The 15405-nt window shown below is 34.1% G+C and carries 11 protein-coding genes; 5 read left to right on the top strand and 6 right to left on the bottom strand.

Annotation, left to right across the window (positions count from 1 at the left end; translation table 11 throughout):
- Positions 1–9: 9 nt before the first annotated feature.
- The gene (gene typA / locus EL247_RS04220) at positions 10–1809 is read right to left on the bottom strand and encodes a translational GTPase TypA (RefSeq protein ID WP_054195001.1); all 1800 of its coding nucleotides are present in this window, start codon (positions 1807–1809) and stop codon (positions 10–12) included.
- A 160-nt stretch (positions 1810–1969) separates the two neighbouring features.
- Here typA and EL247_RS04215 point away from each other — a divergent pair, with 160 nt between their 5' ends.
- From EL247_RS04215 to EL247_RS04205, 3 genes are read left to right on the top strand one after another with little or no spacing between them, the layout of a single operon-like run.
- Complete coding sequence (locus EL247_RS04215) at positions 1970–3997, top strand: flagellar hook-length control protein FliK (RefSeq protein WP_104745255.1); 2028 nt, start codon at positions 1970–1972, stop codon at positions 3995–3997.
- A gap of 13 nt (positions 3998–4010) precedes the next feature.
- The gene (gene flgD / locus EL247_RS04210; RefSeq protein ID WP_126442037.1) at positions 4011–5216 is read left to right on the top strand and encodes a flagellar hook assembly protein FlgD; all 1206 of its coding nucleotides are present in this window, start codon (positions 4011–4013) and stop codon (positions 5214–5216) included.
- An 11-nt stretch (positions 5217–5227) separates the two neighbouring features.
- A complete protein-coding gene (locus EL247_RS04205) occupies positions 5228–7522 on the top strand; it encodes a flagellar hook-basal body complex protein (RefSeq protein WP_104745254.1) in 2295 nt (764 codons plus the stop codon).
- A gap of 111 nt (positions 7523–7633) precedes the next feature.
- Here the strand turns inward: EL247_RS04205 and EL247_RS04200 are convergent, their stop codons facing one another.
- Both EL247_RS04200 and EL247_RS04195 read right to left on the bottom strand, forming a co-directional pair.
- A complete protein-coding gene (locus tag EL247_RS04200; protein ID WP_232019783.1) occupies positions 7634–8488 on the bottom strand; it encodes a radical SAM protein in 855 nt (284 codons plus the stop codon).
- Positions 8489–8767: 279 nt separating this feature from the next.
- Positions 8768–9829 (bottom strand): tyrosine-type recombinase/integrase, encoded by a 1062-nt coding sequence (locus EL247_RS04195; RefSeq protein WP_054197771.1) that lies wholly within the window; start codon positions 9827–9829, stop codon positions 8768–8770.
- A gap of 551 nt (positions 9830–10380) precedes the next feature.
- Between EL247_RS04195 and EL247_RS04185 the strand changes: the two genes are divergently transcribed.
- Entirely contained in the window at positions 10381–10845 is a 465-nt protein-coding gene (locus EL247_RS04185) for a DUF411 domain-containing protein (protein ID WP_104745252.1), read from the top strand.
- 2 nt (positions 10846–10847) lie between these two features.
- Here EL247_RS04185 and EL247_RS04180 read toward each other — a convergent pair whose 3' ends face one another.
- Genes EL247_RS04180 through sppA form a run of 3 tightly spaced genes read right to left on the bottom strand, consistent with a single transcriptional unit; the run spans position 10848 to position 13460 of the window.
- Positions 10848–11753, bottom strand: coding sequence for a DMT family transporter (locus EL247_RS04180; protein ID WP_065826326.1), 906 nt, complete (start codon positions 11751–11753; stop codon positions 10848–10850).
- 1 nt (position 11754) lies between these two features.
- The gene (gene purU, locus EL247_RS04175) at positions 11755–12585 is read right to left on the bottom strand and encodes a formyltetrahydrofolate deformylase (RefSeq protein WP_126442036.1); all 831 of its coding nucleotides are present in this window, start codon (positions 12583–12585) and stop codon (positions 11755–11757) included.
- Positions 12585–13460, bottom strand: a complete 876-nt coding sequence (sppA, locus tag EL247_RS04170) for a signal peptide peptidase SppA (protein WP_126442035.1) — start codon at positions 13458–13460, stop codon at positions 12585–12587. Before sppA ends, purU begins: the two co-directional genes overlap by 1 nt.
- Before the next feature lie 110 nt (positions 13461–13570).
- On the opposite strand from sppA, the gene lepA reads away from it, so the two are divergent.
- Positions 13571–15373, top strand: a complete 1803-nt coding sequence (gene lepA / locus EL247_RS04165; RefSeq protein ID WP_126442034.1) for a translation elongation factor 4 — start codon at positions 13571–13573, stop codon at positions 15371–15373.
- The last annotated feature ends 32 nt before the right edge of the window (positions 15374–15405 follow it).

Genomic DNA, 15405 nt, shown 5'->3' with positions numbered 1-15405 from the left:
CCCCTCCCTTTATTTGCTTTTTCTTTTTCTTTGTGTTGGATCAAGCACCTTTTTGCGAATTCTAATATTTTTTGGAGTAACTTCCAAGATTTCATCTTCTTCTATCCACTCTAATGCTCTCTCCAAATTTAAATCCCTAGGAGGAGTTAGCTTAATAGCATCATCACTGCCACTTGCGCGCATATTTGTGAGATGTTTTGCTTTGATAGGATTAACATCTAAATCATTTTCTCTTGAATGCTCCCCAATAATCATTCCTACATAAACCTTTGTTTGTGGCGGAATAAACAATACTCCTCTTTCTTGAATATTTCCCAAAGAAAATGGAGTAGCCTCTCCATTTTCCATAGAAATTAATGCTCCATTGTTGCGAGTTTCTACATTGCCACTAAAGGGGCGGAATTCCAAAAAGCTATTATTCATCACGCCTTCGCCTTTGGTATCGGTTAAAAACTCACTACGATAGCCAATAAGCCCTCGTGCTGGAATCTCAAATTCCAATCTTGTATAACCTTCTCCCATAGGATTCATTGCCTTTAGCTCTGCTTTGCGTCTGCCTAATTTTTCTATTACACTTCCAGAATAATCTTGTGGAGTGTCAATAACTAGAGATTCAAAAGGTTCGCACTTTTGCCCATCAATCTCTTTGACAATGACTTCAGGACGCGAAATGCTAAACTCAAAATCTTCTCTTCTTAGATTTTCTGCCAAAATTGTAATTTGCAATTCACCTCTACCGCTTACTTTAAACTTCCCTTCGCCAAGCTCTTCTATTTTCATAGCAATGTTGGTTTGCATTTCTTTTTCTAAGCGCTCTTTAAGCTTATTAGCTGTTACATGTTTGCCTTCTAATCCGGCTAATGGAGAATCATTGACTGCGAAATTTACACTCATTGTTGGCTCTTCTAAGTGCATAGGATCAAGCGGAATAGGGTTGTTTGGATCTACAATAGAATCCCCTACATTAATAGAGTGGAATCCTGCCAAAGCGACAATATCTCCCGCTTGTGCTTCATCAATTTCTGTGCGAGCTAAGCCATAAAAGCCAATAAGTTTTGTGATTTTCCCGGTGATTTTTTCTCCATTGCTCTTTGCAAGCATTACATTTTCGCCTTTTTTAACTTTACCATTAAAGATTCTAGCAATTCCAATTTTTCCTACATAATTATCATAATCAAGAGTGAAAATTTGAATTTGCAAAGGATTTTCTTTATTTCCACTTGGCAATGGCACATATTCCAAAATCGCCTCAAAAAGTGGTCCTAGGTCTTTTTTTTCATCTTCTAAATTTTTAATTGCATAACCATCTCGTGCAGCAGCATATACGACAGGAAAGTCCAATTGCTCTTCATTAGCACCCATTGCAGCAAACAAATCAAAAACTTCATCAATCACTCTATCAGGCTGTGCGGCAGGCTTATCGATTTTATTTACCACAACAATAGGGCGAATCCCTAAAGCCAAAGCCTTTTTTACAACAAATTTTGTTTGTGGCATTACCCCTTCTTGTGCATCAACCAAAAGCAAAACTCCATCAACCATTTTCAAAACTCGCTCGACTTCACCTCCAAAATCTGCGTGTCCGGGAGTATCGATAATGTTGATTTTTGTATTTTTATAGCGGATAGCTGTATTTTTTGAAAGAATAGTAATTCCTCTCTCTTTTTCTATATCATTGCTATCCATTACACGCTCATCAATTTGTTCGTGGCTTGCAAAAGTCCCCGATTGCTTTAACAACCCATCAACTAAAGTGGTTTTTCCGTGATCAACGTGTGCAATAACTGCAATATTTCTAATTTCTTGCATAAACTTCCTTGTAAAAATAAAAATAAAAAAGTTTTGGAATTCTACTCAAGAAAGGATATAAATTTCTTTAAAGATGAATAGAAAATTTGATAATCAAATATGGAATACTATTTGCTTTATATTCCATATAGAAATTTTATTTTGAGAGTTTAATTCAAAAATGATACCTTTTTTAGATGTAGAAAAAATTAATCATAAAAGTGCAATAAAGTCTGATATTTCTAGCATTCAAGAAGAAAAAAGTGATTTTGCAGAAATTTTCAATCTTTTAAGTAATCAAACTTCAAAAAAAGAATCCAATATAAAAACGGAGAAAAAAGATTCTAAAGATTCTTTGGTTCAAGAAGGCGACAAAAAACAAACCTCAAAAAAACCTCAAGAAAAAGAAGCAGACGCTCTTTTGCCATCAAAAGAAAACAAAAATATATTCACAAAAGAAGAAACTTCCAAAAAAGAAGTTGTGGCAGAAAATTTTGCAGCAATTAAGCAAAATCAAAATCAAACATTGCAATCTCTAAACCAAAACAATAACACACAAAAAACAATCAAAACCAAGCAAGAAAGTATCTCTCAAAGTCCTCAGAATCCTAAGGAATTGTTAGAATTTACCAAAGCTCAAAATACTCCAAAAACACTCAAAGACATTGTGGAATTGTCCAATAAAATGCAATTAAATTTACAAAAAATTACAATAGTGGAGGAAAAAGCCATAGAGGACAAACTTCCTTTAAAAGAGATTATCCCTCAAGCTTCTTTAGTTTCTACAAAAAAGCAATCAAAAGTTAAGCAAAACAAAACTGACAATATCTTTAATGCCATTTTGCAAGATAAAGATTTTATACAACAAAAAGTCAAAAAACAAAACCCTCAACAAGCAACCATACAAGAAAAAAACAACAAAAAAGAGACAATAGCCCAAAGTCCAACCAATGAAATTTTAGCAAACAATCTAAAAACCACTACCAAAAAAGATTCTAAAAATACCCTTGATTCTAAGGAAACTAAGGAATTAAACATCAATTATAAAGAAGTCAAGAGTGAAAATCCCCAATTTGAAATAAAATCGGTTGAAATAAAATCAAAAGATAAAAAAGTAGAAAAACAAGAAAATCATTCAATTGCCACCAAAACACCAAAAGAAGAAACAAAAAATCAAAACACAACAAAACAAGCCTCAATAGAAATCCAAGCAGAAAAAATCAAATCAAATAAGCCTGATTCTACTAATACTAATGCTGAAACAAAAAATATCGCAAACTTAGTACAAGAAAACAAAGAATCACCCAAAGAAACTTTATTAAATTCAAAAGAAGTAGAAACCAAAATTCAATCCAGCAAAAATAATGAAATAGAACCTAAAAACAGCAAAAGCACAAAACCAACAGAATCTCAAACAACCACTAATCCAATAACAATCAAAGAAGATAAAGAAAGCAAAGAGGATAAGAACAAAAACTCTTCAAAAATTACCAAACAAGAAGACAAATACACCTCAATCAAGCAAGACGCCAAAGAAGAAATGATACAAAAATATTCTGATAATCAGATTCAAACAAAAGAGGAAATGCAAAAGAGTGATGAACAGCGTTTTTTGGATAATTTACTCAAAATAGAAACCCCTCAAAAAAGCAAACAATCTCCGCAAATAACTAAAATTGAAGAGAGCAAAGACCACAAAGAAAAAAACAATAAAATACACCAAGAAATCTATCAAACTAGCATTCAAAATCAAAGCCTTGAATCTTTTAATCCAAAAAACACTTTCTTGCATTTTAGTGACAAGCTTAGAGACGCACTCCAAAACTACAAGCCACCCATTACCAAAATTTCTTTGGAGCTAAATCCTGAAAATTTGGGCAGTGTAGAGCTTACTATCACCAAAATGGGAGATAAAGTCAATATACAAATTGGTTCTAATCAAACAGCTTTGCAGCTTTTTATGCAAAATGCTCAAGAATTTAAAATTCAACTCAATAATGTAGGTTTTAATGAGGTAACAATGGACTTTAAGGACACTAGCGGAAATAGTTTTTCCCAAAATAATGGAGGAAATTTTGGAAATTCTCAACAACAAAATCCTAATCAACACCAAAAGAGGAACGAAAATGGCTTGTATATTTACAAACAAGCTGAAGAATCTAATTTGGAAATCTCACATTTAGATTTAAGCTTTTCTTATTATGCCTAAAAAGGAGTAAAAGATGACAATATCAAGTAGCAACAATTATCTTAACTATACAGCAGATGCAACAGCTAGAACAGCACAATCTCGAACAGGAGAGAGTGATACAAGCAGCGATTCAACACAAAACAACACCGATACTTCCACAGATAATTCCACTAATACAGATAATAGCACAGGAGGCACAACTGGCAATTCTGGAAGTGGCTCGACAGATAATTCAAGTGGTTCTTCTGGGAATTCTGGTAGCAGCTCTGGAGATTCTAGCACAGGAGGCACAACTGGCAATTCTGGAAGTGGCTCGACAGATAATTCAAGTGGTTCTTCTGGGAATTCTGGTAGCAGCTCTGGAGATTCTAGCACAGGAGGCACTGATAGTATATTTCCCGGAGATACACCGATTATAAAAGACGAGGAAGAGGATAACAATGGCTTAGGGACAGAAGCTTTTATGCGATTATTTTTAGAGCAACTCAAAAATCAAGATCCCACAGCTCCTATGGAAACACAAGAGATTTTAACCCAAACTGCTCAACTAACACAAGTAGAAGCACAAACCCAAATGAAAAATGCTATGGAGCAAATGACAACGACTATGCAATCGATGCAAGAAACTAATGAAAAAACCATAGAAGCACAACAAAAATTAATTAAAACACAAGAAAAAATGTTGGAGACTATGGGGGTTTTAGCTGGAAGTATCCAAGATAGCAGTATTATTGGTGGATACAACACTGTGGGTATGATAGGAAATATCGCAGAAACTCCTTATACAGCTTTAAAGGTAGAGAAAAATGAAGCCATTGATTTTGAGCTTTATTTTGATGAACCTATTGATCCAACCAAAGGGCAACCAAAGATTACAATCACTGATAAAGACAATAATATTATTCGCGAAATTGACTTAGCTGCCCAAGATGAGGAAGGAAATTATATCTATCTTAACAAAGAAGGTTATGTGGAGTTTGAATGGGATACAAGGGATAGTAAAGGCAAATTTGTGGCAAATGGAGATTATACTGTGAAAGCTGAGTATAACTTAGATTCTACTACTAATCAATACAAAGAAACGCAGCTTGGTAGAGGAGAAGTGCAAAGTATTTTGTTTGATGCGGGAGTGCCTTATGTTAAATTAGGGGATCATTTAACTGTGCCAATTATTTATGTAACTTCTTATTATAAGAAAACCGGAGAAGGCATTCAATTGCCTGATAGTTCCAATTAAAGGAGATTGAAATGGTAGGCTCACTTTATAGCGGTATTAGCGGTATTAAGACTCATCAAGTTGGAATTGATGTAACTTCAAATAATATTGCAAACATTAACACAACCGGTTTTAGAGCAAATACTCCAGAATTTAAAAGTTTATTTTCAACGAATTTAAATTATGTTAATTCTAATTCCCCCGTTGCAAATGATTATAATTATGGTGTTACGCTTGGCTCAAATGCTATCAATACTAATGATGGAACTTATGTAAGTGCAGATGGGGATTTCAATGTTGCTTATAGCGGCAAGGGTTGGTTTGTAGTTGGATTAAACAAAAATGGTGAATTTGACATCAACAATCCAAACTACAATGTCAAACAAAACTATTTTACTCGCGATGGTTCTTTTAGTTTGGATGGAGAAGGATATTTGGTCAATTCAAGTGGATATTATATGTATGGAATCAATCTTGGAAAAATTGCAGCAGATGGCACACTCACAGGTACAAACAATCTACAACAAGATTATGCTAATCTTGGAGGATCTGTGCTAGAGCCTATCCAAATACCAAAAGAATTGCATTATCAGCCTACACTTACAACAGAAGTAAATCTCGCAGTCAATCTCAACCGCACACAAAATGCAAAAGGAATTACTGCTTTGCAAGATATAAATGGTAATTTTAGTATGGAAAAATTCCTTGCACAAGATATTAATTCCCTCATGGATTCTAGTGGAAAGTTGCTAGATGCAAAAAACTACAAAGATATTACTTTTAGCATTGAGCAAAATGGCGTTACGACAAACCATACTTTTACTTATGGAGATACAGGTGAAAATGGCTTTAAGAGTGTAGGGGAGCTTATTGACTTGATTAAAGAGCAAACCGGGCTTGATTTGGCTTTAAAGCTTGATGAAAATGGAAATCCAAGCGATTGTTCTTTGTATCTTAGCAATAATTCTATGCAAAATGTGAATGTAAGCATTAGCGGAAGATTAGCAGAAAAATTAGGATTAAGCACAAATAATGAAATATTAGATAGTGCTTTTACCTCCCAAATTAAGACTTTTGAAGAAAACGCAGTTTATCAAAATGGGGATTATGTTAATTATCAAGGAATGATTTTCCAAAAAAATGGGGAAGGGGAGGCTCTTGGCAATCCAATTGACAATCCAGAATCATGGAATCTTGTAGATTCTACTAAAGTTCCCACTTACCAAGAAAATCAAGAATATTTAGAGGGTGATTTCATTGTTTATGAAGGAAGAGTTTATCAAAGAAGCGCAAAAGAAATCACTATGGTAGAAGACCCAGAGACAGGGGAGCTTGTGCCACAAAATCCAGCTGAAGATACACAAGCATGGATAGAAGTTGGGGAAAACACCAAAGGAATGATAGCAGAATATCAAGCAGGGAATAATTATCAAGAAAATGCTATGGTAACTTTAAATGGTATTTTGTATCAAAAAGTGAATGGGGCAGGGAATACCAATCCTTCAGAAGATTCAAGTGGTTGGCGTATCTTGATGTCCGATTCTTTGGATAGCACTCAACTTAATGTTCCTACTTATGAAACTAACACAGAAGTATATAGCGATACAGGCGAGAAATTTATCCTAAAAAATCAATACATTCTTATTGAGCAGGGCGACCAAACAGCTACTCCACCGATTAATGAAAGATGGGAAGTAAGAAGTGCGATTTATGATAGCACAGGCAAGACGATGATTAGTCAAAATCCAGTGCTTAGCGAAATATCTTTCAATGCTGATGGAAGTGCAAATGCCACACCTTTTGCAGTGGAGTTTCAAGGCGGAAGTATTCAGGTAAATCTAGCCCAAAGTGATGATGGCAAAAGCTCTAGCAATTTTGCCTATACAGATTCTGCGCTCAAATCCGCAACACAAGATGGCACAGAATCTGGAATTATGGATGATATTGTTATTAATGAAGATGGTATTATTTTGGTAAATTTCACTAATGGTAAAGTTGAACCTATCGGGAGAATAGGGATTGCGGCTTTTGTCAATGATCAAGGTTTAAGCAAAGTAGGTGGGAATCTCTTTGAGATGAATGCAATGACTATTAATGGTGAAACATCAGTTGTGAGCGGACCGCCACTTCTTGCATGGGAAGAGACAGGCACTGCAAGTTTGAAATATGGGCAAGTGCTAGATCATATGCTTGAAACTAGCAATGTAGATACAGGGACTGCTTTAACAGATTTGATTGTTTATCAAAGAGGTTATCAAATGAGTGCAAAATCTATCACCACAGCAGATCAACTTATGCAAGAAGCAATCCAGCTCAAACGCAGCTAAAGAGGGTAAATCACATTTAGAGCTTTGATTAAAGATAAGCTATAAATCACCCTTGTGATTCTACATTTGCAAAGAGTTTGGGATTGCAAGAGGTAAGGGGAGGGGCAATTCTTACTCCAAATACTCCCCAATCTCTTTTTTAGAAGTTTTCCATTCTCCTATACTACGCCATTTTGCAACATTGCAATAACGACAAAATGGAATAGGTTTAGCCAAAAATTGTAAAATCTCTGTATAATCTTTGGCTTTGTAAATATCAATAAAATCAGAATCTATAATTTGTAAATTTTGATTAAATCTTTGGTTAAAAAATTCAATGTTTGCAGCAATATTGCAGGGATAAAGTTTCCCATCTCTTAATTGCACACAATTATTTGCCATACCACAATTTATAAAGCTATTGTAAGCATCAATATTGCCTTTTGGTTCCAAAATAAACTTCATTGAAGTTTTGACTACATTTTCATTATTAAAAAACTTTAGAGGAATCCCATAGCTTTCACACTTTGCTTTAATCAAATCCCAATCTACTTTAATGGGATATTTAGTAGGGCGAATTTCAATTCTATTATTTTTACAAGATTCCCAAAAACTTGTTTCTTGTTTGGGCAATAAGATTCCATTAGTTACAAGCCAAATAGCACTATTTGGAAAATATTTGCGTGTGATGGCAAAAAAATCTTTGCAATTAGGATTCAAAAGTGGTTCGCCACCCATAAGGTGGAATCTACCCACCAAACCATTAGTAATTTCACTCAATCTTTTTATCTCTTTTTCATAGGATTGAATATTTGGCATTTCATTAGGAGCTAATTGCGAGAAATGACTGCAGCTAAAACAATTTAGATTGCAAGATTCGGCTAAGTGGATTTCAATCAATTGTAAAAATGGTTGTGGAGTAAGCTTTTGTAAATAGCTTATGGCTTGTTCATTGCTTTTTTGTAATATATCATTTGCATTTTTCAAGTTTGTATTTTGTTTGGTAAGCTCTAAAATTCTACTTTCAGCTATTTGCAGGGTATTTTACAAAGTTTGTATTTCCCGCAAATCTTCTTTAGAATCTTGCTTGAGAATTTCAAGAGATTGCTTGAGTTTTAGTATTTCATCCTCTGCATCTTGAAGGGCTTTTTTGTATTGTTCATTAGGTGCTAATAAATGCCCCCCCCCCCACGCTTATTAGAAGAGTTTTGTTGTGCCACAAATATCCTTTAAATCTGAAGTTTTAAGATGAAATTATAATATATTTTACATTATTTCTGTGGTTGCTTTGAGTTTTTGCTTGTCAAAATGCGTATAGATTCTTGAGGTATCTAGGCTTGCATGCCCTAGGGCTTCTTGGACTAGCACTAAATCTTGACTTTTTTGATAGAGCAGGGTAGCAAAGGAATGTCGCAACATATGCGCGCCATTTTTTTCTTTGCGGATTCCATTAGTGAGCAAGACTTGTTCTACAATGCGGCTAACATAAGCTTGTGTGAGCTTTTTGGCTTTGTGATTGCAAAACAATAATTCATTTTCTACCTCCAAAGGACGAGAGTTGATCCAAGCTCCAAAATCGCTATGAATATTTTTCGCCTTTATCATTACTACGCGGGGCTTATTGCCTTTACCTTTCACTTGAATTACATAAAATTCTCCATCTAACATAATATCTTTGATTTTGAGATTCAAAGCCTCTCCCACGCGTATCCCAGTATAAATGATGGTTTTTAATAATAATCGATTTCTAGCGCCCAAATCTTGATGCTTAAAGGGATAAGTTTCAATTCCATTTAAAAATCTCTGCACTTCCTCTTCATTCATATAAGAAGGCAATTTTTGACCGCTTTTCCCACGCAATCCACCCCAATTTTTTAGCTCGATTCTAAAAATATAAGAAGTGCTATCATCATCTTCGTTTTGCTTATCAATAAAGCCAAAAAAGTTAATTAATGCAATGCGGTAATTTTTCTTTGTTGCATCAGAAAGTGAGCTTGTGTGAATTGTCAAAAACTCTTTTAACATTTCCTCATCAACTTCCTTTAAAGAAGCCAAACCAAGATAATTCAAATATTCATAGAGTTTCATCAAAGGAGTAAAATAAGTATTAATGCCGATTAATCCAGCATTTCTGCATTGTTTGCAAATTTCTTGCAGTTCTTGAATGCTCTTTGCACCTTTACGCAAGGCATTCAAAGCCAAAATAATATCTTTTTTGTTTTGCACTTGATGATTGGAAAGACTATTGAGTTTGCTATAAACAAATCGCTCAATCCAAAATAAGAGATTTTGTGCAAAATCATCTTTAAAATCAATTGGATAACGCATTCTATCAGTTCCTTAAATAAAATTAAGTTTTATTAACTTTTAAACTTTGGTTGCAATTATAGCAAAAAACTCTATATTTTGTATTGAAAACTATAATTTTCAAACTTTTTTTGAAGGAAGAAGATAAGAATTATTCTTGGTAGTTTTAAGCAAAATGTAAGGATGATGAAGTCTTGCAATCTAACCTATAAAAAAGGAACCATATGAAAAATTATCTTTCTACAATTAAAGACAATATTGTCTATCACAACGATATGAACAAGTTTGTTTTTAAAAATTTTAATGAAGCAGATTTCAAACCAAAGAGAGAAAACAACTTTTTTGGCTCTGTAATTTCCAAATCCAATAGAAAGGAGAAAAAATTGAAGCTAAATAAGATACTCACAAGCATCTTGTGCATTATTATACTGCTTTGTATTTTAATTAGCAAGTGCTACTAGGAATTTTCAATTTTCCTAGCTTTTTTAAAATATCAATATTTTTTATCTATATTTCCATTGATTTACTTTATTATGCTAAGATTTTATCTATTTTCATAGAAGGAAGGCAAAATGCAAAATAAAACAAAAAAGATGCTTTTTGTGGCTTTAATGGCTCCGCTTTGTATGTTTGGCAAAGAAGTCGATATTTATAGTAGCCCATTTTGTGGTTGTTGTATCAAATGGGGAGATTATTTGCAAAATAATGGCTATAAAGTCACTCACCACAAAAACGATGATTTTATGGCTATCAAAGAAAAGTATAAAATTGCTCCACAAAATCAAAGTTGTCACACAGGAGTAATTGAAGGCTATGTGGTAGAAGGACATGTGCCACTTAGTGCAATTAACTGGCTTTTGGAAAATAAGCCCAAAGATGTAGTTGGAATCTCAACTCCGGGAATGCCAATAGGAAGTCCGGGAATGGAACAAGGAAACACCAAAGAAGAATATCCGGTTGTTTTGCTTTATAAAAATGGAGATTCTAAGACTTTTGCTATTTACAAAGGCGATGAGCTGATTAAACAAGTTTTTTAATTTTAATCGCTAGAATGAGAGGTTTTGATTTTTGGCTTATAGAGATTGATTAGATAGGTTGCAATAATAGCAAGAATGCCTCCAAAAATTGTCAAAACACTAGGAATCTCTCCCAAAATCACAAAACTGCTTCCAAGAGCAGTTGCAGGGACCAAAAGCTGGAATGAACTAGCTTTGGTTGCCCCAAGTTTTGAAATTCCCACATAATAGATACTTGTCCCAATTGCAGTAGAGAGCACCGCAGCTACAAATAGCATTGACCAAAATCTCCCATCATAGCTAAACACTTCAAGCATATTAGAGTGAAATAAAAACAATGGCGAATATAAAATGATTGTAAAAAGCGTGATATAAAAATTAATTGCCAATGGGTGTATGCGAAGTCTTTGACACACTAGCGTTAAAATAGCCCAATCTAATGCACACAATAAGAAAAGAGTATTGAATTTCCCAAATAGCTCTGCTACACTCCCCAAATTTAGCAAACAAATTCCCGAACAAATTCCAAGCGCTAATCCCAAAATTTCATTGCCTTTCATCTTTCTTTGGGAATCTTTTTTGTATATCCTATAAGCAATTAAATAAGTAAATATAGGAATCAAAACAGTTACAAGAACTCCGCCCTTCCCTGCACTTCCATAATTCAAACCGATAAAAAACAAGATTGAATAAACTCCATTTAAAACCGCGGCAATAGCAAGTATTTTTAGAGCTTTAGTATCTATCCTCAAAGAAATTTTTAAAAACAAGATGAGAGGAATAGAAGCCAAAAATGCAAAAAAGAATCTCCAAAACGCCACAATATCTGCACTTGTATATTGAATAAGTATTTTTCCACTCGGCCAAGAGCTTCCCCAAAATATCATTGCAATAACCATCAAAATAGAAAAAATAATTTGCTTTTGCATTTTAAAACACTATAGTTTTATTTTGATAAACAAAGATTCTTTCTTCTAATGCGAGATTCAAGGCTTTAGATAAGACAATCTTTTCTACATCTCTACCATGTTTTTGCATTTCCTTCCAATCCATTGCGTGATGAATTTTTGTAATATCTTGATAAATAATAGGACCTTCATCAAGCTCATTATTGACAAAATGTGCTGTTGCTCCAATAATTTTCACACCTCTTTGATAAGCCTGTTTATAGGGATTTGCACCTACAAAGGCAGGTAAAAAGCTATGGTGAATATTGATAATTTTGCCTTCAAACATTCCTACAAAATGGGGAGTAAGAATCCGCATATACTTTGCTAACACAATATAATCGCAAGAAAATTGCTTAATTGCTTCAATAACTTTGTTTTCGTGAGTTTCTCTATCTAGATTCTCATGGCTAATAAAAATAAAAGGCAAATCAAACTTTTGGCACAAAGGCTTTAAGGTATCATAATTAGAAATAACCGCTAAAATATCTGCATTTAATTCTCCACTATCATAGCGTATTAGCAAATCCCCCAAACAATGGCTTTCTTTTGTGCAAAGAATGATAATTTTCTTTTTTGTGCATTGTGTGATTTCAATTTGTGCTTCCTCTCCCAAAATCTCTTGAATAGCTTTGTGTAACTCCCCTATTTCACACTCGCCCTCCACTTCACTACGCATAAAAAATACATTGTATTCTTTATCTACAAATTCATCATTTTTCAAAATATTTAAATCAAATTGAAAAATAACTTGAGTGATTTTTGTTATTAAACCCTTTTTATCTGGAGTTTGAATCTTTAAAACAAATCGCATTAATTCCCCTTTAGTATTTCTACATACAATCCATAAATAGCTTTCTGAATGCCAAGTGAAACATTTTCACCGATGATTCTTTCAAGGTATAAATCCATTTTGTCTTTTTTTAGCCACATAGGTTCTTCAATCTTAGCAAGCTCAAAAAGTGTGTTTTGTGCTTCATAAATCCCCCCTACACTATCAATTAATCCAAGCTTTAAGGCATTATTAGCGCTCAATATTCTCCCTTGTGCAAAATCCTTTTCTTTTTTGATATCCAGTTTTCTTGCCTCTACTACTTCCTTGACAAATAGCCAATATTGCTCATTGATTAGATTTCTTAACATTTCTTCTTCTTGCTTATTCCAAGGACGCATAAAAGTCCCTGCTTCTTTGTAGATTCCAGCTTTTAAAATCTGTGTTTTAATGCCTAGTTTTTCGGCTAATTCACTAACATCAACACCATTAAGAATAACTCCAATAGAGCCAATCATTGAGCCACTATTTGCAACAATCTTATTTGCCCACATACCTGCCATATAACTACCACTAGCCATAGAACCTTGTGCATAAGCGACAATTGGCTTTTTATTTTTTATGCGTTTAATGGTTTGGGATATTTCTACACTTGGGGCAATTGCACCACCTGGAGAATCAATTACAAGCAAGATTCCTTTGATATTAGGATTATTTTCTAATTCTGTAATTTCTTCCAAAAAACTATCGCTTTGCAAAATTGCACCTTTTAAATCAATCCTTGCCACATTTGCAGGATTCTCGCTTTCTTTAAAACTAGGTGCAAAAATTAAAAATACAATAAGCAATAAAACTAATGCCTTAAAATACTTCATAATAAAATCAAATGGCGCTAAAAAGATTTTTACTATTTTCAAAATAATCCTTTCTTAAGCAATTTTGAATAATAAAATTGTTGCAATTATAGCCTTATTTAGCAAACTTTTGATAGAATTTTCAAATTAATTTTTAATTTTAAAGGTATGTTTTGGAAAATCCACTCTCAAAGATTCGTAATTTTTCAATTATCGCTCATATTGATCATGGAAAATCTACTCTTGCAGATTGCCTCATTCAAGCTTGTGGAGCAATTTCTGAACGCGAAATGAGCTCTCAAGTAATGGATACTATGGATATCGAAAAAGAAAGAGGAATCACAATAAAAGCACAAAGTGTCCGACTAAATTATGTTTATAAAGGTGAAAAATATATTTTAAACCTCATTGATACGCCCGGGCATGTAGATTTTAGCTATGAAGTTTCACGCTCTCTTGCTTCTTGCGAAGGTGCTTTGTTGGTTGTTGATGCTTCTCAAGGAGTGGAAGCACAAACTATTGCAAATGTTTATATTGCCCTAGAAAATAATCTTGAAATTATCCCTGTGTTAAATAAAATCGATTTGCCTGCTGCAAATGCAGGGCGTGTAAAGTCAGAAATAGAGCAAACCATTGGGCTTGATTGTACTCAAGCTTTGGAGGTGAGTGCTAAGGCAAATATCGGCATTTCTGAATTATTAAATAAAATTGTCGAGCTAATCCCCCCTCCAAGTGGAGATATAAATGCTCCAACAAAAGCCTTAATTTATGATTCTTGGTTTGATAATTATTTGGGTGCATTAGCATTAGTTAGGGTTTTTGATGGTTCAATCAAAGTTGGGCAGAATATTTATATTATGGGAAGTGGCAAGAATCACGAAGTTTTAGGACTATTCTACCCTCACCCACTCAAGCAAGAAAAAACAAAAGAGATTCGATGTGGTGAAGTAGGAATTGTAATTTTGGGATTAAAAAATGTAACAGATATCGCTGTTGGGGATACCATCACTGATTTCAAAAACAAAACCAAAGAACCCATTGCTGGTTTTGAACCTGCCAAACCTTTTGTTTTTGCTGGAATCTATCCTATTGATACAGATAGATTTGAAGATTTACGCGATGCTTTAGAAAAACTCAAACTCAATGATTCAAGTCTTAATTTTGAACCTGAAACCTCTGTGGCTTTAGGATTTGGATTCCGCGTTGGATTTTTGGGGCTTTTGCATATGGAGGTAATCAAAGAGCGTTTGGAGCGAGAGTTTGGGTTGGATTTGATAGCCACAGCTCCTACGGTAATTTATGAAGTAACACAAACTGATGGGGAAGTAGTGATGATACAAAATCCAAGCGAACTTCCTCCAGAGCAAAAAATAGCCCAAATCAAAGAACCTTATGTTAGGGCTACTATCATCGTTCCTAGTGAATATTTGGGAAATATTATTACATTAGTAAGCAAAAGGCGTGGAATCCAAAAGAAAATGGAATATCTTCAAGAAACGCGAATATTGTTAGAATACCACATTCCAACTAATGAAATTGTAATGGATTTTTATGATAAGCTAAAATCTTGCACCAAAGGCTATGCAAGTTTTGATTATGAGCCTATTGGCTATCAAGAGGGGGATTTAGTTAAGCTTGATATTAGAGTGGCTGGAGATATTGTTGATGCACTAAGCATTATTGTCCCCAAAAGCAAAGCCTATGAAAAGGGTAAAGAGCTTGTAGAGGCAATGAAAGAGATTATTCCAAGACAGCTTTTTGAAGTAGCAATTCAAGCAAGTGTTGGGAATAAAATCATCGCTAGAGAAACCGTCAAATCTATGGGTAAAAATGTAACTGCAAAGTGTTATGGTGGGGATATCACTCGAAAACGCAAATTGCTTGAAAAACAAAAAGAAGGCAAAAAGCGTATGAAAGCTATCGGCAAAGTAAATCTCCCTCAAGAGGCATTTTTGGCAGTGTTAAAAATCGATTAATTGTATTGATTTTATCTTACAAAAAAGCGAGG

Origin of the sequence: Helicobacter pullorum, from assembly GCF_900638355.1 — a bacterium.
Classification (GTDB): Bacteria; Campylobacterota; Campylobacteria; order Campylobacterales; family Helicobacteraceae; genus Helicobacter_D; species Helicobacter_D pullorum.
The sequence above is the reverse complement of the archived record's forward strand: the minus strand, read 5'-3'. Positions and strand labels throughout refer to the sequence as shown.

Bases quoted from the DNA above. Each gene is read 5' to 3' on its own strand.
- typA (WP_054195001.1), bottom strand. From the start codon at position 1,809: ATGCAAGAAATTAGAAATATTGCAGTTATTGCACACGTTGATCACGGA.
- EL247_RS04215 (WP_104745255.1), top strand. From the start codon at position 1,970: ATGATACCTTTTTTAGATGTAGAAAAAATTAATCATAAAAGTGCAATA.
- flgD (WP_126442037.1), top strand. From the start codon at position 4,011: ATGACAATATCAAGTAGCAACAATTATCTTAACTATACAGCAGATGCA.
- EL247_RS04205 (WP_104745254.1), top strand. From the start codon at position 5,228: ATGGTAGGCTCACTTTATAGCGGTATTAGCGGTATTAAGACTCATCAA.
- EL247_RS04195 (WP_054197771.1), bottom strand. From the start codon at position 9,829: ATGCGTTATCCAATTGATTTTAAAGATGATTTTGCACAAAATCTCTTA.
- EL247_RS04185 (WP_104745252.1), top strand. From the start codon at position 10,381: ATGCAAAATAAAACAAAAAAGATGCTTTTTGTGGCTTTAATGGCTCCG.
- EL247_RS04180 (WP_065826326.1), bottom strand. From the start codon at position 11,753: ATGCAAAAGCAAATTATTTTTTCTATTTTGATGGTTATTGCAATGATA.
- purU (WP_126442036.1), bottom strand. From the start codon at position 12,585: ATGCGATTTGTTTTAAAGATTCAAACTCCAGATAAAAAGGGTTTAATA.